This window comes from Sulfitobacter sp. SH22 (assembly GCF_965641905.1).
In the GTDB taxonomy this organism is placed as follows: Bacteria; Pseudomonadota; Alphaproteobacteria; order Rhodobacterales; family Rhodobacteraceae; genus Sulfitobacter.
On record NZ_CBFFKI010000002.1, the window covers coordinates 193,294 to 210,834 of the forward strand.

Below are 17,541 nucleotides of genomic sequence, written 5' to 3' on the forward strand. Positions count from 1 at the left end.
CATTCAGCTCTCGGTTCTGCGACCGGTCAGGCAGTATTGCCCGGCACGACTGTTCCGGAGGAAGAGAACATGCCACCGCCGTCGGTCATGAGGCAGCACATCAGCTTGCGGAATGGGTAGGCGACCATTCGGCTCGACAGAACCTCATCGACAGTAAGCGGGTCGCGAAAAGAGGCGCGGGGACAAGCAAGCTGGACATGTCACGGCTTCAATTTGGTCAAGAAAAGCGCAGGAAGGGGATATCACTCAAAGCAATGCGATACCGCTCTTGATTATCGACTGCCCAAAGGCGAGTGTATTAGTGAAATACTGATGAAGCTCAATTGAGCCTCGAACCTCACAGATAAGGTGAGGCCCCTCCAAAAGCCGGTTCTTCAATATGAAATCTTTTGCCCTATTTCGGGTTGTGAGAAAGGCCTGATGGGCAAAGATCTAATACCCCCACCAAAATACATCCCAAGCAATGCCGGCATAGACAGGTTGCTGCCTGCCCATTTACGTGACCCCAAGCTTATGTCCGCACTGCGTGTCTGGAGAGGGTTGCTGCCAGATGACCTTTTTCGGGCCGCCGTTCTTGGACCTAAGAAGGCCTTTGCCGCCTTTCAGAGGGCTCAGGAAGGTATAGATTTCTCGAGTGTCGCCCAGAACCAGGTGTTGCCGCATATTCATTATTCGCTCGGGCCCAAACTGATCGATGACCCCAGAGAACCGCAGTTAAAAATTATGCGGGTGCAAAATGCGTTCAGCAATCAGCTACTCTTGAGGCAGCTTCAGATGATTGCCCGACAGTTCGTGGAATTCGGTCTAGAGTTCTTGATCTTTAAAGGGGCCGCATTGGCACCAACCGTCTATCCGCATCTTAGTTGTCGTCGTGTCGGTGATATTGACATGCTGGTCCGCGAGGCGGATTTCGATCGTGCTGCAGCGCATCTTAAGGATCTGGGTTGGTATCCAAAATCCCTACATTCGGCGTCTGCGGATAGTCTTACTCGATTGTTCCGCTCTGGCCTTTCTTGGGCGCATACCGATCATGAATTTGACTTGGACTTGCACCTGCATATCAACCACCATGCAAGCTGGCCGGGAACCGACGAAATTTACTGGGAACGAACGGCCACCTACATTGTCAATGGCACCACTATTCGGACACTGTCTCTTGAGGATCAGCTATTGCAGGTCTGCGCGCATGGCCTCGCGCAAAATTTTCATCCACCCGTGCGTTGGGTGCTTGATGCGCATTGGATCTTGCAAACTGCCGACAAAACCTTTGATTGGGACCGCTTGGTTGCAAACGCTGAACGAACGCACTCCTCAATTATCATGACTGTGGCTTTGGGCTACCTTAGGGATGTGTTGGAAGCTGATATCCCACCCGAAGTCCTGACCCGTCTAAGTCGCACTCCTTTCGATAAGACTGAAATACGAGCATTGAAGAGCCGCCTTGCATCAGAACGGTTTAGTGGGCGGATTTCTGCAGAATGGAACCGTTTCAGAGAGAGTCGTTCAGACGATAGCCTGTTACAAGCACTTCCTCATCTGCCAGACTATTTGCGTGAGACGGCCGGAGCCAAGAGTCTTCTTTTCGGATTTTGGAATATTGTGATGAAACTGATAGGAGAGTTGGAATCTGATCGATCCAAGCGATGAACATGGTTGGTATTGCGGAGTGAGGACGTTGCAGTCCACATTTCGGAACGTTGACTTCGCGTGCGGGAAATGGTCTGGTTTTTTTGAATTGAAAGCGAGGCATGGCATTGGACAATCAAGGCAAAAATCTTACTGATGAGGATCCGGTGCAGGGCAAAATGTCTGAGGATGGAATAGAGTGCCCGAGAAGACGGGCCTTCATCAGACGTCTGGCGAAAGCGGGTGCAATCGCTCCGGCAGTTATTTTGCTTCATGACGCTTCATCGAACGGAATGGCTTTTGCGAGCTGATTTCCTCAACGCAAGGTTTCATCGTTTCTTCAATTTCAGAAAGGTATGCTTCCATGGCTGATCGCAAGGACACTCAATCAGTTGATGGTCAAGTGCAGCAAGCTGCCCCCGAGAACAGAGCGGAGAACCCAAGGCGCCGCGCTTTCATCAAAAGGCTCGCAAAAGCTGGCGCAATAGCGCCGACGGCGGCTTTGCTCTATAATGCGTCATCCACGCCCGCCGCAGCAGGAGATTAATCCTGCTGGTGGCCGCCGCGTAGGAGATGTAACAGCTTTTTACTGCTTTGGCTTCTTGGACATCTCTAGGCAACAAGTCATTTGTGGCTTTTTCCGAATGCGGCGCTGGCTCATCTACTAAAGTTAACGTCGCACTTTAGCGGTGTGGGATGTCAGGTTAGCTTGCAACTCAATTTAGCAATCACAAAAAAGGTTCACGATGCGCAAACGTGATGACAATCAAACGAATGATGAGGCGCTAAAAGGTAGTGCGCCTGGAAGCGAAATCGATAATATCCGGCGCCGTGCTTTCATCCAACGGCTTGCTAAGGCTGGTACGATCGCGCCGGCCGCAGTTTTGCTCTATAGCGCCTCTGCAAATGCATATGCCGTTGGAGACTAATCCCGCTGATCGGCCACTCCCGCACTGTGATCCCGATATATGCCTGCTATCGCACGGTAATTGGGAAGAAACAGAGCGTGCAGTCCGATCGGCGCTTGGATTTGGATTGAAGGTCCACCTTGGGGTAACTGTCGATGATACACCGCCCTTTTCGGATCGGAACCTGACGGTATATACCGTCCCTTGGACCAACCATTTTGCCGATGCCAGAAATAACTTGCTGGGGCAAATAATCAGCAAGAACCGCTATGTTCTCTGGCTGGATAGCGATGAATTCCTTTTTTCTTTTCCAACGGGGCAGCACAAAAGCCTGAAGGATCCGATCTACGGAGTTCAAATCGTAGTGCAAGATGGCCAGACTACCTCCGTCAGGTCGTCCTGTCATCGCCGGTCGGATGAAGTGAGCTTTTCTGGGCGCATCCACGAAAGACTGCATCTTGCCTCTGCCCACGCCGAAGCGCGTATATCAGTGCTGAGAGGTGTCGTCATATTTCATTCAGGTTACGAAGACGCTGATCATACACACGCCAAGGAATTGCGGAATCTAAAGATTGCCGAAACGGCAATAGGGGAAGATAGCGATGATTGGGGCGTGGTTGTTTCAAAAGCGCGCTATTATACGTCCATCGGTAAGGCGACCGCGCTAGACTGGATTAAGGTCTACAAAGCGGCAAAAAAGTCCGCGACTAAATTTCCAAATGCCGGTGACAGACGTTGGGAATCTGCAGCCGCGCTTGCCCATTGCGGATTTCTGAAACCGGCTGAAATCGTAGCCGCCTCCGAGCCATTGAACATTCCACTGCACATGTCGCTGCTGGTTGGCTCCTTTGCACTTTCGGGTGCTTACTGTCCGGACCGCATGGCGTTCGTGGCTCGTTGCCTCGAAAATCGCATCTGGGACAATCGGTATGCTTTTCCTCTCGCTTGGTTGCAGTTCAGCGACGCAGAACTTGCGGACTATGTGATTGAGCAAGCGGATGAGCTTCCGTGGGCAAAGGTGTCGAACCACAAAAAACAAAAGGACGAAATTATGGATCAACACACGGTATTTGTTAGAGCAGGTGAAATATTGTCAGAAACTTTTGAGGATGATCTGGTCCTGTTGTCCCGAGATACCAATCGGGTACTGACACTGAATGAAACGGCACAAGTTTTCTGGGACGCGCTGGAGTTTGGCCTTTCCAAGGTGGAAGCTTGTGACTTGATGAAGGAGGCTTTCGAAAATCAACCTCCGAGCAAAATTGAGGCGGAAATCGAAGCTCTCTTTACTGCATTTCTTGAGCATGGGTTTATTCAAAATACGTCAGATCGAGTGGAGTAAAATTCCCAGCTGCGCAGTTCTGAACCAGAGTTAATGACGGAGTTGCAAGCCAGCTATGCCGAATTCCTGATATAGGACAGAATCACAAAAATATCGGGTGATATCCGATCGACAGCCCAGCCATCGTGGATGCACGCATGGGTGTCCATGATATAGGCTTCGCCCGGCAAGATCTTCAGGCGCATAACAGGATGATCACCCTGTGCCGACATAAATCTTTGTGCCCATTCTTGTGGATTTTCTTCCAGCAGTTTCGCGGCCTCCATGTCGGGATTTGCGTCCAAGATCATCTGTGAAATTTCATCCGGTGCCGCGTTGACAAAAGCCACATAGCGCGGCTCCCACCCTATGTTGACGATACAGCGAAAGGGCCGACCGTCCTGCATAAAATCGCGCTTATGCGCCCAAGTATCCAGATGCAGCCCAATTGCCTTGTCCGAATTCGGATAAAACGTGGTCGATCCATGCGGCACGGTGCCCGTGTCTTCTTCGACATCAGAGTGGGTGGCAGGCTCCACCTGTCGCAATAACGACGAAACCAGATGCGCCTCGTGGATATTTTCACCCAACAGATGTTCGAGTACCCTTTGCCCTAAGGCAAGAGGGATCACGCCTCGCGTCATTGCGCCATCGGGAGACTCCAATACACTCAATTCGATGGTACCAGAGGCCGCTCGAAGGGCCGCAAGCACAGTCGGTTCCAGGCGCACAAGCGAAATTTCCTGATGCAGACCTTTGCGGCTCATCGAATCCGCTTCCACTGCGGAAAGGGTGCGCCATTCCGGGCGGGGAACGTACATTCCGAAAATGTATTGGGTTCCAAAAAGAATATGGGGTGGGCGAACAGTGATTAGACCGGGTGATACGCTAAACCGGTCCAATAGGTCCGCCGCATTGTCTGTTGTATTGATTTGATCGGTGAACATGCGAAATCTCCGTGATGGTCAGCGAATACAAAGAGCCAAATTTGCGGCCCTACATGCACTTTTTTACCACAACCATGGCGTCAGCGCCCCTTCAAAAGAACACCAACCATGAGATCGAAGGCCTCATCGTAAGCCTCGCTGCCGACGCTGAGCGTATAGATAGGTGTACCTGCAGCTAACAAGGATTTCGCGAATGTGACAGCCCGCAAGGTCATTGTAGCTTCGTCGAGCAACGTTTGTGCTAAAAGCAGGGGAAGCGCATCCCTACCGCGTATCGCTTTGATATGGCTGGTTGCACTTTCTGACTTCTCGAGAAAAACAAAATGGTCAACATGCACTGGTCGATCCCAGTTGTTGTAAAAGCCCTCGGATCGGCCAACCATAAGCCGGTGCTCTCCCCGAAATGAACCATAGGTGTGCGGTCGGCTTGCGCAAAGCGCAGACATGGCATGCAAATCAACGGGGCGTACTCTCGGCTTTAGGGGCTTGGGAAGTGGGGAAACCTCGGGGCTGTCGGTGGAATAGTAAAGCCAGTCATCGCCCAAAATCTGGTGGCCGCGCGACCAGGCTATGAAGCTCAGGTTGGATTTCCCGAAATATGCGGGGCCAGAAAGCAGCGTAGCACCTTCGCCCAGCATAAAACCCGCCGCGTGTAGGCGATTAGGAAAGTTGACCTTCTCGACAAAGGCAGCGGCGACCAAAGTGGCTAGATGGATTAGCAAGTCTTGTTGGTTGTTAAAACGGTCGCGAGATCGATTATAACGAACGTCTATGTCAGAACCTGAGCAAGATATGACTATATCGATAATATCCCCATCATGGGATTGGCAAAGCTCCAGCGCTAATGTCGCGGAAAGCTCCACCGACATTTCTTGGGAGCATCCGGACAACACCACACGATGACTGCGCCATTCAAAACAGCACATTTCATTCTCGTACATCGGGTCTGGCCTATGGAGATGGGTCACCTACAATAGTACCTGACCGAAGCTATACCGAATGTCAAAGCGCGTCTCGCGTACGTGTCGAAACAATTGGAGATAGGAGTGGACAGGTCGCGATTTTGTGCCACGCCGCGTGCTCGTTTAGACTACCTCACCATCTGCGCGCGCAGGATGTCCAAGCCCTGATCCAGCAAGGCCTGTGCGGCTTCGGGGCTGTCAGCCTCTGCGTAGAACCGTAGTTCTGGCGCATTGCCAGAGGGGCGCAGATGCACGATGCGGTTGCCTGTGCAGATCATCCGCAAACCGTCGGTGCGGTCGACCGCCGCCTCGATTAGTCCAAAGCGCTTCAGGAAAGCTGCGCGAGTGGCGACTTGTGCGCTTAGCTCAGCGATAAAGGCTTGCGCGGTTTCGGTGGCGACACCCTGCAAGCGGTCTGCTGCGGTGAAACGTGGGGGTTGGGTGGCGACGGCCGCGGCCAGACTGCCCGCCGCTTTTGCCGCCATCAAGCTGGCCAAGATCGGCAGCACGGCATCGCGGGTCATCAGGGCTGGCAGGGAGCCAGAGGGGCCGCTTGCATCATAGCCAAGCAAGAAGCCGCCGTTTGCCTCGTAACCCACAACGCGCCCCGTGGCCGTTTTCATCCCTGCAATGACGAAAGGCGATCCGATCCGCGTGCGGATCACCTGGTCAAATACCTGCTCGGCCCCCGAGTTTGACGACACAGGCGTGACAGCAATCTGCGCGCCAAGGGCGGTACCCGTGATCTGGCCCAACACGTCCCCCGGAACCACGGTGCCCGTAGCGTCCGCCACCAAAGGCCGGTCGCCATCACCATCGGTGGAGACAATCGCATCCAGCGGATGGCTGCTCGCCCATGCACGCAACTGTGCGCGCACGTCTTCAGGTACAGCTTCAGTATCGACCGGCACAAAATGCGTGGCACGGCCAAGTTCAGTAATTTGCACCCCCAGTTGCGTCAGCAGGTTAACCATCAAATCACGCCCCACGGCGGAATGGCTGTAAACCCCGATGCGCATCCCCGTCAACACCGTCCCATAGGCGCGGGTATAGCGCGCGATATAAGCAGCTTTAGTGCCAGTATCTGTGATCGGCTCCGGGCCGCTATTGGTAGGGGACGCATCGAGGTTGGCAATAATAGCGGCCTCATGGCCCTTGGTGATCTCGCCCGCTGGCGTGTAGAATTTGATGCCATTCCGGTCGTCTGGAATATGGCTGCCCGTCACCATCACCGCCGCACACCCCGCGTTCATCGACGCCAAAGCCAAGGCTGGCGTCGGCACCGCCCCCGCATCGGTGACCTGCACCCCCATCGCGCGGGCTGCATCGGCCACCATCCCTGCGATCGCAGGCGAAGACCCCCGCAAATCCCGCCCAATCCAGATGCCATTACCCACGGGGCAAGCCGCAACAAAGGCCCTGACATGGGCACCGATCAGGTCCGGCGTAAGTTCCGTGACCAGACCGCGCAGGCCGCTGGTTCCAAATTTGGGGGGCATAGGAGGGTCCTTTGGTTGCTTAAGCCACTTGGTATAACAACCACGCGAGGCATGTCATCTGGGAAGGTGGTATAAAGTCAGCCTGTTGGGGGAGGGATGAAAGCCCGGAACTTCCGCACCTAATCTTGCTGTGACTGAGACGGGGCCCAGCACATGCTCAAAAACGAGGTTCTGATGGATTGGACATCCCCCACCTAGCGTTGTGCTAAGATTGAGGGATGAACATTATCAGGAGGTTATTACGATGGAAAATTTGGATCTTGTCGGCATAGATCTGGCGAAGAATGTATTTCAGCTTCATGGTTGCAACTCAACAGGCGCGGTCATTTTTCGCAAACAGCTTAAACGCAACAAACTACTCTCGTTCATTTCCGAGTTGCCAACATGTACCATTGCGATGGAGGCTTGTTCAGGGAGCCACTATTGGGGACGCGAGTTTGAGGCACTTGGCCACTCGGTACGCTTGATCGCACCTAAATATGTCAAACCGTTTGTAAAACGCAGTAAAAGTGATGCGATCGACGCTGAAGCCATTTGCGAGGCGGCACTGCGACCTACGATGCGGTTTGTCCAAGTCCGAAGCGAAGATAATCAAGCGGCAGGCCTGGCATTCAAAGCGCGGGATCTGTTGGTCCGGCAACGCACGCAGATCATAAATGCCTTACGCGGCCACCTTTCCGAGTTCGGTTTTGTTGTTGCAAAGGGCCCAACGCATGTACGTAAACTTGTGTCTGCGGTTGAAGCCGGAGATCTTGAATTGCCAGAAATATCACGCCCTCTCTTGAGCATTCTCGTAGATACGCTTGAGGCGTTGAATACCCGTATTCGGCTGTTGGAAGCCCAAATAGAGCAGCGTGCGAGAGAAGATGAAATCTGTCAAAGGCTGACCACGATACCTGGCATTGGTCCGATTATTGCGACAGCGATTGCTGCACTTGCTCCACCCCCTTCAACATTTAGACGGGGACGCGATTTTGCGGCGTGGGTAGGATTAACTCCACTCCAGCATTCGACTGGCGGCAAGCAGCGACTAGGACGCACGTCAAAGATGGGAAACCGAGCTTTGCGACGCCTCCTCATCATTGGAGCCAGCGCTGTGGTCAGATGGGCCGAGCACAAAGGGGCTGCACCAGGCTCTTGGCTAGCGAGGATGCTGGAGCGCAAACCACCCATGTTGGTAAGGGTAGCGTTGGCCAACAAAATGGCACGTATCGCCTGGGCGTTGATGGCACATGGCGGAGAATACCGGGCACAAACTGTCACACGCTAGAACCGTGTGAACGATTTGAGCCCGGAGACGTAGGAAGGTCAAACGGAAGGTAAGGCGCAACAGTCGACGAGACGAGATCAGGAAAACCAGATTGCGACGAAGTGCCTTTGCGCACGTGGTTCTGAATTGGATCTGATCTGAGAACTCCATACGGGCCCGCGGTGTATGAAGGCCGCAACATGAGGCCGAATACATGTCAGCACCCGACTACGCGAACTGCCAACTCAAAGATTCTTCTTGCGCAAAGGGGGATGTCCATACATGTCGCAAACTTTTTTGACGTTTGAGCACGGCCCTCCATCGACACCCCGCCGATGAACAAATTGCACCACATCCTGGGGCACAATCTGAGCTATGCCCAAAATTTGGTGACGGCGTGATCAGGCGGCTTGTATAAGTTGTTTGATCCCATCTTTGAATGCAATCCCTTGGATGATCTCTGGCATTCGATTTCCCCCACCAAATTTGCGCCATTTTCCTTCGGCTGACATCATCAACTTGAACGCCATAGCTAGGCCAGTTTTGCGACTGAGGCATCCCTTTGTTTTTCTGGTGCGATGTCGGACAGTGGCGAAGGTGCTTTCAATCGCACTGGTTGTACGGATGTGCTTTCAGTGTTCAGCCGGGAAGTCATAAAAAGCCAACAGCCCGTCGCGGTCTTTAACCAGCTTGCCTAATGCCTTGTCGTATTTTACGCCCTAGGTCGCGACGAAGAAGTCGAACGCAGTCTGTGCATAGACACACGTCTCAGCCTGCCAAATGTCGTGCAGGTGGCCCTTGGGCTTGGCCTGAACAGACTTGGCATCGCGTTCAGTACGTTGCCCGCCAGCAGCAGCGCTGCTCTTTCGCCGCACCGAAGACCTCAAGCAGCGCGCTCCAGAACCCTAACGCACCTTCGCCAATAGCAAGATCGGGCGCACCGGTCAGCCGACGGCGCTGCAAATCAAGCAGCAGTTCACGCCAGCTTTGGGTGATTTCGCGATAGCCATCGGCAAGGCCGCTGAGCACCAGAACGCATTGCTTTTCTTCAGCCATACGTGGCCGGCAGTAGACGCCATCCGCCCAGATGTAGACGAACCGTCGCGTGCTGAGATCCCGGCGTTGCCAGCGGTCGTACTCATTCCACCAATCAGCTTTCAGCCGTGAGATCGTCGTCGATGACAGACCTGCCGCATTTGGCCCCAGCAAAGCGGCCAGCGCTTCCTGGAAGTCACCCGTGGAAATACCTTTGAGATAAAGCCAAGGCAACAGCTCTTCGATGGACTTGGCTTTGCGCAGGTATGGCGGCAGGATCGTTGAAGTGAAACGAACTTTCTCCGCGTCGTCACCCCGGTCCCTAACGCGCGGCACTTTGACCAGCACCGCGCCGATCCCGGTGATGATTTCGCGTTCAGGCAAGTGACCATGGCGCACCAACCGAGCGCGGCCATCTGCCGTGGGATCATTAGAGTGGGTTTCCAGCAGCGCTGAAAGTTCCGCCTCAACCGATTGCTGGATCTAATCATGCGCACCGGCAAGCAGAATGTCGGTAAAAGGATCAAGTGAAAATCCATGTGGATCGGGTAACGTCGTGATGCAATCTTCGTCATGTGGCATATCCCTTTCACAAATGAGAATTGCGGCGCGTGAACAACGCAATGATATGCCGCCTCTCAGGGGCTATCACCAACTTTTAGCTATATCTCTCACGATCTTCAGCGACACCACTGCCGGATATTGGAAGCATTTCCTATTTCGCCACACGACAATGTTGTAAATTTGCCGCGCAATGTCGAGCACTAGCGTTTCGAGGTCTGGGAACGTTTTTTCCGAAATTGAATAGACAATTGGACCTAGTTGATGCGTGAGGCATCACTTAGGTGTTTCCCATAGTACCAAATTGGGAAAATATTCTATTTACTCCCCACTTGTTTCCTGAAGGCTTATCATTTTGAGAAATTCTCAGAACTAATCTCTGAATTAAAACTCATACCAAAAACATAATAATTTGCATCAACTGTGGAAACTTTGATAAATTCATTTCAAGAAAACCAAGAGCACAAAAAGCTCAATCGAAAAAACATCTACTGAAAGTAGCCAAGCATGTGTTTGGCTAAACTAAAATCTGATACTAAAAGTCATGGAGAACAAGATAGTAATGCTAAACCAGAAGAAAGGAAACTTATGTAAAATTTGCCATTTAGCTAAATGAACCCCGTTCATGACAAAAATCACAAATCTGATAGATCGGGTGAAATTGAATATAATTGTAAAAACTAATGGCTATGATGGTCAGCTTCACGAGGACACCTATTCACAGCCTCCTTAAATATAACATTTGTTTTCTCATTGACCAAGGTGGGCCGCTTAGCAATCATGCAGGGTTTTTGAATAAGTTGTAAACCTATTGCTGTGGTAGTGGCGATATTCCATTGAGCGATTCAAAATTTCTCAAGTAGTTTTAGAAGAACTTGGAAACTCAGGAGGCCGAGACTTTGGCAATATGATCGAGGCTTCACAAATTCTGTCGAAGTATATGTAAAGTAGTATACCAATGCCAATTTAGGATATGCAAAAATAAGATCTATCTCCTAGAATTGATTGATTTGTAAAAATTATAAATATTTCTAGCCCCCCGAGAAATATATATGAACACCGATGAATTGAGTTTCATCGAACGGCTCAGATTTGCCCGTAACCAAGCAAAGAAACCAACATGAAGGAACACCGATGGCCAAGAAAATTTTAATAACCAGCTCAAAAATCAAACGCAGACGGAATTCAATTGAAGATGCTTTGAAATGTATCGCGCTCGAACTAACCGACAAACAATGTCTGTTGGATAGCTATGCTCGAAAGCTTAGTGAACTTGAGGATGACCCATCGGAAGACCTCAGAGGTCTTCCGATTCAGCTTTGCAAATATGAGTCTGAGTTGGCCGATGTTCTGGTTAGAAAAGAATGCTTGGAGAGCGAAAAGCTAGGTGTGGACGCAGAAATTCACATAGCTCTTCGTGATCACCTCGCGGTCGTAAATGGAAAAGCTCATACATATGTACTAACCGCAAGTGATGTAATCCTTTTGGCCGAAGAGGCAGAGCAAACACTGATTCGAAAAGGTGTCACAATAAAAAACCGGGTGGGGTCGGAACTCGAATTCCGCCCTGCCGGGAAAGACGCCAACGCCAGTTACGCCCGCAAAGCGGGACCCCAGATCACTACATTCGTGAAAATGATCCGTGTAACTGACGGTTGGCGGCTCGTGGAAGCCCACCGTGACAATTCTTGGTGCAACCAGAAGGAACACTGGAAAATGGGGGTGTCAAATGCGGCGCGCGATGAGATCGTTCTAAATGCTATGAGGTCAATTTTCGTTCACCCAAAAGGAGCCGCCTGAGTTTCCGAATAGGGGCGACATCTATCTGTTTTCAGTTTTTTGTCATCCGTGGCACCTCTTCAATTCATACGACAAATGATCTGAACATTCAGAGTTCAGTTCCCGCAAGTCAAAAAGGAGAATTACTTGCTGAAACCTATGCTTTTCATACTTCGGGGCCCATCCGGCTCAGGAAAGTCGACGTTCGCCAACACATTACTAATAGCTGGCGTGGTTGAGCAGATATTCGAAGCTGACCAATTTATGACCGATGAGCATGGCAATTATGAGCATTGCCGCGCCCGTCTGACATTCTGCCACGCAGAATGTCTACGACTAACCAAAGCGGCCCTTGCCCTCGGTGACAGTGTTGCCGTTGCAAATACTTTCACTAAAAAATGGGAAGTCGAAGCTTACACTCAGTTGAATTCAAATGTGACAATACTCACTATGGAAGGGCGCTTCCAGAACGTGCACGGAGTACCGGACGACATTGTCGCTCATCAACGCCTGCGAATGGAACGATGGTGGCCGTCGCAAGGCCAAGCCAGATAAATGTAATCTTTTTCTAAATCGAGTCAGTTTACCTCTTTTAATAACCTTGAAGACGCCTTCCTTTCGGAAGGCGTCTAGGTGTTTGATCCCATGGTTTGATGGTGCGATCTATTCTTTGGAATGGAAGGAAGCATTATGGGACAAGTTCGTCATGGGAGCGCCACGACCACGCACGCCGTCAGAGCGGCAATACAGCGATCGCAAGCTACAGTGTGCTTACAGGTCAAAATCGACGGCTTTTGAGGGAATAGGGCTCAGGAGAAGTTCGTGAGATATTCCGCCCAATATTCTCCCGGCTCTGTGTCGATCACCGCCCTGAAAACACGCGGACCTGTAACCTGAGCGCAGTTTGTGGTCAAAGTGTTGGAGATGTCCGAGACATCTCGGGAGCACTTCTGAGAAGTGTGCCTAGCCTGCACCAATGATGCGGCGTGGGCTCCCGGTCAGGCAACCTAAGTGACATCTAAGTTTTCACTTGTGCGACTGCTGAACAACTGTTATCGCTCAAAATTGAACAATTTAGATTTGTTTTTAGCACTCACTTTCATTTTAGCTGCAGCTTTGATCAGGCCTTGCTCGGAAGATTAGGAACACTCCCAAATGACAAGCAAGCGTAGCAAGCTGCAGGAGGATACGTCTTTTCGCGTCCTGCGTCTCCTTCAGGAAAACCCCGAAATGTCCCAGCGTGAGTTGGCACAAGTAGCAGGAGTAAGCGTTGGAGGCATGCACTACGTGTTGAGTGCACTCGTTGATAAGGGCCTTGTAAAGCTGGGAAATTTCACAGCTTCGCAAGACAAGCGGCGATATGCATATGTTTTGACACCAAAAGGCATCGCCCGTAGAGCGGCGCTCACACGTGCTTTTCTTACCCGTAAAATGGAAGAGTATGAGGCGCTCAAGTACGAGATAGAACAACTGAGTTCGGAGCTGGACGGTGAAGAGCCAGCAACCAATTCATCGGAATTTTAAGACGGATTTGCTTAACATGAATCAACGTAAAGTACTCATTACTGGCACAGCCGGGTTCATCGGATTTCATCTGGCCAAACTGTTGCTGGCCGAGGGGTATATCGTTCACGGCTTTGACGGCATGACAGACTACTACGACGTCTCACTCAAGCAGCGCCGCCACCAGATGCTGCTGCAGAACCCGAATTTTGCTGCAACCGAAGGGATGCTGGAAGAACAGCATCTTTTTGACCAAGTGGCTGACGACTTTGCACCTGACGTGATCATCCATCTCGCGGCCCAAGCCGGTGTGCGCTACAGCTTGGAGAACCCTCGCGCCTATCTTGACGCGAATGTGATTGGCACATTCAATGTGATGGAGGCCGCGCGCCGCCTGAGTGTTCAGCATTTGCTGATGGCCTCGACCTCCTCAGTTTATGGGGCCAACACCGAGATGCCGTTCATAGAGACGGAGAAGGCTGACACCCAGCTCACCATCTATGCCGCCACCAAGAAGGCGAATGAAAGCATGGCCCACGCCTATGCGCATATCTATGATCTGCCGACCACGATGTTCCGGTTCTTCACAGTCTATGGTCCTTGGGGCCGTCCGGATCTGGCGCTTTACAAATTCGTCGATGCGATCCTCGATGGGCGGCCCATAGACATCTATAATCACGGCGACATGTACCGTGACTTCACGTACGTCGAGGATTTGGTTCGCGCTATCCGCCTGCTAATTGATGCGGTTCCTGAGCGACCAGAAGACGGCGTCGTGTCCGAAGGTGATAGCCTGTCGCCCGTAGCCCCCTATCGCGTTGTGAATATCGGCAATTCCGACAAGGTGCGGCTCTTGGACTTTGTTGATGAGATTGAAAACTGTCTAGGGCAAAAGGCCGAACGGAATTACATGGGGATGCAGACTGGCGATGTGCCTGCCACATGGGCCAATGCGGATCTTCTTAAAACACTGACGGGTTATCGCCCACAGACCGACTTTCGCGAAGGCATCGCGAAATTTGTAGACTGGTATCGGGAATATTCAGGGAAATGACATCTGACATGAAAACCATTGCTGTTATCGGCCTCGGCTATGTTGGCCTTCCGCTTGCCGTTGAATTTGGCAAATCTCGGCCTGTGATCGGGTTCGACCTAAACGAAAGGCGTATTGACGCGTTGCGCGACGGTAAAGACGCAACGCAGGAAGTATCAGCGCAGGAACTAGCTGCCGCTCCTCATTTGCGTTACACAACCAATTCCGCTGATCTAGCTGCGGCATCAATCTATATCGTGACTGTTCCCACGCCAATCGACGCGCACAAGCGACCTGATCTGACCCCTCTGGTCAAGGCGTCTGAAACTCTGGGCCGAGTTCTCAAGCGCGGCGACATCGTGATTTACGAGAGCACCGTATACCCTGGTGCGACCGAAGAGGACTGTGTGCCCGTTCTGGAGAGCGTTTCAGGCCTCACCTTTAACAAGGATTTTTTCGCTGGCTACAGCCCAGAGCGGATCAATCCGGGTGACAAGCAGCATCGCTTGCCGGACATTCGCAAAGTTACTTCTGGCTCAACACCAGATGTTGCAGAAGAGGTTGATCAGCTTTACGCAAGCATCATCACCGCGGGTACATATAAGGCAGAAAGTATTCGCGTGGCAGAGGCAGCCAAGGTGATCGAAAACACGCAGCGCGACCTCAACATCGCGCTCGTCAACGAATTGGCGATCATCTTCAACAAGATGGGGATCGATACGGAGGCGGTGCTAAAGGCTGCTGGAACAAAGTGGAACTTTCTGCCTTTCCGGCCAGGCCTAGTCGGTGGCCACTGCATCGGTGTGGATCCCTACTACCTCACCCACAAGGCTGAAGCGATCGGCTACCACCCTCAAATCATTCTTGCCGGACGCCGATTGAACGATTCAATGGGCAGTTATGTCGCGGGCCAGCTATTGAAGGCGATGCTCAAGCGGGGCATTCAGGTGAACGGTGCCAAAGTGCTTTTGTTGGGGCTGACCTTCAAAGAGAACTGCCCGGATCTGCGCAATACCCGCATGGTTGACGTCGTGGAAGAGATCAAGTCGTTCAGTTGCGACGTCGATGTGCATGATCCGTGGGCAAACCCCGTAGAAGCCCTTGCAGAATATGGCATCTATCTTGTCGCCGAGCCTGAAAAGCAGACGTATGACGCCGTGATCCTTGCGGTTCCGCACACATCGCTGACCGATCAAGGCGCGGATGCCATCCGCTCATATTGCCGCGAAGATGGTGTATTCTTTGACCTCAAGTCAGCATTCGATATCGAGAGTTCCGACCTACGGCTCTGAGGCAAGGGTAAGTTGACCCAATCAGGAAGGAAACGTGTTATTTCGTCCAAACGCCCCATAATGGCTTTACTGACGGTAAGCGCCGGCAAAGCTGGTGTTGCAGTTCTTGCGTTAGCAACGGCTGCCCTCGTCGCGAATTTCTACGGGCAGCTGGGCCTCGGCATCTTCGCGCTGCTGCGAGTTGCTCCGGCCGTTTTCATGGCTGTGACCGACCCAGGGTTTTCACACGCTGTTCCCTACCTAAGCGCTAATCGCAAGGTGGGCGCTAAAAACCTGATCGGCAGCAGTATCCTTGTTTATTTGGTAGTCGGTGCCGGTCAGATAAGCCTCTGGCTGCTACTATCGCCGCTGATCCACGAACACTTGCTGACACCGCTTCCCATAAGCGCAGTCTATACGGCGGCGTTGCTAGTTCCCGTGCAATCAATCATGGTTCTGATTGTCAATCTCTTGCGCTCGCGCTTGCTCTATAACCTCGCAAACAGTGTATTTCTGATCGCCGAGGTTGCGCTGGTTCTGCTGGTCGGAATGTCGACGATCTGGTTCGACTATGGCCTCGAAGCCTTGGTATTCCTGCTTTTGCTCTCGTCGGGAGCCGCATTGCTGATGGGAGTGATCTTCCTTATTGGCTCAGGCGTGAAAGGGCTAGCTTACCCGGACAGAGCGGTTGTTACAGAGGGCATTATATTCGGCATCAAAAGCCAGATTGGAAATGCCTCCCAGATTCTGAATTACCGACTCGATCATTTGTTGCTGGGTGCTTTCTTGACCCCCGAAAAGGTCGCGATCTATTTCGTAGCGACGAAGTCGGTCGAGTTTTTCCGCTTTTTCACAGCGTCGATTGTGTTCGTCTTCGAGCCGATCTTTGCCGCACAAGTGAAGAATGATGCAAAAGCCCGTGTGCAAAAGATGATTGTCCCGCTCCTTCTTGCCAATCTGGTCCTCCTGTCAATTGGCGTGTTGCTTGCGCCGCTGCTTTATCCGCTGGTCTTTGGCGAATGGTCGACAGATGCGCGGGTGCCGCTGTTCATTCTGGCGATAGGGCTGGCTATCAGTGGTGCTAATAGCTTGTTTGGCGCATTTTTTCTTGGTCAAGGGCATCCTGGTGTTACCACGATTGCAAGTTTGGCTGGGTTGATTGTAACGGTGGTTTTTGCCCTGATCCTAATCCCGACCCTCGAGATCATTGGGGCTGCGATCACCTCATCTTTGGCCTATTCCGCTATTACAATTTCTTACTTGTTGGTTTTCTTTCGGATGGTCGGCAACTTTGAGCATGAGGAAAAAAATGATGCTTTCTGATATGTGGGTTGGTTTCGTAATGCGAGTGACCTCGTTGTTGCCAGAGGTCTTGCACACCATGCAATTGAGGGGATGGCTGATTGGACGTGTTTCCGGTGGCAAGCGGCCAAGGAACCTTCAAATCGCCAAGGGCACACGCCTACACAACATTCGCAATATTAGCTTTGGTGATGACGTTTTTGTATCGGCCAGTTGCTGGATCCTCGCCAATTGTCCGGTCACGATTCAAGATGAAGTAATGTTCGGTCCAATGTGTATTGTCGTTGCGGGCGATCACACATTAGAAAATGGCTCGTATCGCTTTGGCAAAGCCAACCGGGCCCCGATTGTCATCGGTCGTGGAACCTGGGTAGGCGGCCACAGTGTTATAACAAAGGGTGTCGTTCTGGGGCGCGCAACCTGTGTCGCCGCCGGTGCTGTTGTCGGTAAATCGTTCCCAGATGGTGCAATCATTGGGGGTGTACCTGCCAAGTTGATTCGCCGAGTCATGCTCTAGTTCAAGTTGCACGATAATTGTAAAGTAA

14 protein-coding genes and 1 pseudogene are annotated in these 17,541 nt (G+C 51.9%); 11 read left to right on the top strand and 4 right to left on the bottom strand.

The genetic code is table 11. The annotated features are described in order from the left end of the window. The first annotated feature begins 420 nt into the window (after positions 1–420). The 3 genes from ACSQ13_RS01265 to ACSQ13_RS01275 all read left to right on the top strand — a co-directional run bounded on the left by ACSQ13_RS01265 (position 421) and on the right by ACSQ13_RS01275 (position 3,876). On the top strand, positions 421–1,647 hold the full coding sequence (locus ACSQ13_RS01265) for a nucleotidyltransferase family protein (protein ID WP_435988073.1): 1,227 nt from the start codon (positions 421–423) through the stop codon (positions 1,645–1,647). Between the two features lie 101 nt (positions 1,648–1,748). Further along, the gene (locus tag ACSQ13_RS01270) at positions 1,749–1,937 is read left to right on the top strand and encodes a hypothetical protein (protein WP_435988074.1); all 189 of its coding nucleotides are present in this window, start codon (positions 1,749–1,751) and stop codon (positions 1,935–1,937) included. Positions 1,938–2,661: 724 nt separating this feature from the next. Continuing rightward, the gene (locus ACSQ13_RS01275; RefSeq protein ID WP_435988075.1) at positions 2,662–3,876 is read left to right on the top strand and encodes a PqqD family protein; all 1,215 of its coding nucleotides are present in this window, start codon (positions 2,662–2,664) and stop codon (positions 3,874–3,876) included. A gap of 53 nt (positions 3,877–3,929) precedes the next feature. Here the strand turns inward: ACSQ13_RS01275 and ACSQ13_RS01280 are convergent, their stop codons facing one another. The 3 genes from ACSQ13_RS01280 to ACSQ13_RS01290 form a co-directional block, all read right to left on the bottom strand. Continuing rightward, positions 3,930–4,802, bottom strand: a complete 873-nt coding sequence (locus tag ACSQ13_RS01280) for a hypothetical protein (RefSeq protein WP_435988076.1) — start codon at positions 4,800–4,802, stop codon at positions 3,930–3,932. Between the two features lie 80 nt (positions 4,803–4,882). Continuing rightward, positions 4,883–5,743: a hypothetical protein gene (locus ACSQ13_RS01285; protein ID WP_435988077.1), complete on the bottom strand. Its 861-nt coding sequence runs from the start codon at positions 5,741–5,743 to the stop codon at positions 4,883–4,885. 149 nt (positions 5,744–5,892) lie between these two features. Then, positions 5,893–7,263, bottom strand: coding sequence for a phosphomannomutase (locus tag ACSQ13_RS01290; RefSeq protein WP_435988078.1), 1,371 nt, complete (start codon positions 7,261–7,263; stop codon positions 5,893–5,895). A gap of 244 nt (positions 7,264–7,507) precedes the next feature. Here ACSQ13_RS01290 and ACSQ13_RS01295 point away from each other — a divergent pair, with 244 nt between their 5' ends. Then, the gene (locus ACSQ13_RS01295; protein ID WP_435988079.1) at positions 7,508–8,533 is read left to right on the top strand and encodes an IS110 family transposase; all 1,026 of its coding nucleotides are present in this window, start codon (positions 7,508–7,510) and stop codon (positions 8,531–8,533) included. A 380-nt stretch (positions 8,534–8,913) separates the two neighbouring features. Here ACSQ13_RS01295 and ACSQ13_RS01300 read toward each other — a convergent pair. Continuing rightward, a pseudogene (locus ACSQ13_RS01300) lies at positions 8,914–10,129 on the bottom strand (IS256 family transposase). 1,113 nt (positions 10,130–11,242) lie between these two features. On the opposite strand from ACSQ13_RS01300, the gene ACSQ13_RS01305 reads away from it, so the two are divergent. From ACSQ13_RS01305 to ACSQ13_RS01335, 7 genes are all read left to right on the top strand, one after another. Beyond that, entirely contained in the window at positions 11,243–11,908 is a 666-nt protein-coding gene (locus ACSQ13_RS01305; protein WP_435988080.1) for a hypothetical protein, read from the top strand. 126 nt (positions 11,909–12,034) lie between these two features. Then, a complete protein-coding gene (locus tag ACSQ13_RS01310; protein ID WP_435988081.1) occupies positions 12,035–12,442 on the top strand; it encodes an AAA family ATPase in 408 nt (135 codons plus the stop codon). 600 nt (positions 12,443–13,042) lie between these two features. After that, positions 13,043–13,411, top strand: a complete 369-nt coding sequence (locus ACSQ13_RS01315) for a MarR family EPS-associated transcriptional regulator (RefSeq protein WP_435988082.1) — start codon at positions 13,043–13,045, stop codon at positions 13,409–13,411. 16 nt (positions 13,412–13,427) lie between these two features. Beyond that, positions 13,428–14,444: a GDP-mannose 4,6-dehydratase gene (locus ACSQ13_RS01320; RefSeq protein ID WP_435988101.1), complete on the top strand. Its 1,017-nt coding sequence runs from the start codon at positions 13,428–13,430 to the stop codon at positions 14,442–14,444. An 8-nt stretch (positions 14,445–14,452) separates the two neighbouring features. Next, on the top strand, positions 14,453–15,715 hold the full coding sequence (gene tviB, locus ACSQ13_RS01325; protein WP_435988083.1) for a Vi polysaccharide biosynthesis UDP-N-acetylglucosamine C-6 dehydrogenase TviB: 1,263 nt from the start codon (positions 14,453–14,455) through the stop codon (positions 15,713–15,715). A gap of 60 nt (positions 15,716–15,775) precedes the next feature. Next, positions 15,776–17,017 (top strand): oligosaccharide flippase family protein, encoded by a 1,242-nt coding sequence (locus tag ACSQ13_RS01330; RefSeq protein ID WP_435988084.1) that lies wholly within the window; start codon positions 15,776–15,778, stop codon positions 17,015–17,017. Continuing rightward, complete coding sequence (locus ACSQ13_RS01335) at positions 17,004–17,513, top strand: acyltransferase (RefSeq protein WP_435988085.1); 510 nt, start codon at positions 17,004–17,006, stop codon at positions 17,511–17,513. Before ACSQ13_RS01330 ends, ACSQ13_RS01335 begins: the two co-directional genes overlap by 14 nt. Positions 17,514–17,541: the final 28 nt, after the last annotated feature.

Bases quoted from the DNA above. Each gene is read 5' to 3' on its own strand.
- ACSQ13_RS01265 (WP_435988073.1), top strand. From the start codon at position 421: ATGGGCAAAGATCTAATACCCCCACCAAAATACATCCCAAGCAATGCC.
- ACSQ13_RS01280 (WP_435988076.1), bottom strand. From the start codon at position 4,802: ATGTTCACCGATCAAATCAATACAACAGACAATGCGGCGGACCTATTG.
- ACSQ13_RS01295 (WP_435988079.1), top strand. From the start codon at position 7,508: ATGGAAAATTTGGATCTTGTCGGCATAGATCTGGCGAAGAATGTATTT.
- ACSQ13_RS01320 (WP_435988101.1), top strand. From the start codon at position 13,428: ATGAATCAACGTAAAGTACTCATTACTGGCACAGCCGGGTTCATCGGA.
- ACSQ13_RS01315 (WP_435988082.1), top strand. From the start codon at position 13,043: ATGACAAGCAAGCGTAGCAAGCTGCAGGAGGATACGTCTTTTCGCGTC.
- ACSQ13_RS01290 (WP_435988078.1), bottom strand. From the start codon at position 7,263: ATGCCCCCCAAATTTGGAACCAGCGGCCTGCGCGGTCTGGTCACGGAA.
- ACSQ13_RS01330 (WP_435988084.1), top strand. From the start codon at position 15,776: ATGGCTTTACTGACGGTAAGCGCCGGCAAAGCTGGTGTTGCAGTTCTT.
- ACSQ13_RS01335 (WP_435988085.1), top strand. From the start codon at position 17,004: ATGATGCTTTCTGATATGTGGGTTGGTTTCGTAATGCGAGTGACCTCG.
- ACSQ13_RS01285 (WP_435988077.1), bottom strand. From the start codon at position 5,743: ATGTACGAGAATGAAATGTGCTGTTTTGAATGGCGCAGTCATCGTGTG.
- ACSQ13_RS01305 (WP_435988080.1), top strand. From the start codon at position 11,243: ATGGCCAAGAAAATTTTAATAACCAGCTCAAAAATCAAACGCAGACGG.
- tviB (WP_435988083.1), top strand. From the start codon at position 14,453: ATGAAAACCATTGCTGTTATCGGCCTCGGCTATGTTGGCCTTCCGCTT.
- ACSQ13_RS01270 (WP_435988074.1), top strand. From the start codon at position 1,749: ATGGCATTGGACAATCAAGGCAAAAATCTTACTGATGAGGATCCGGTG.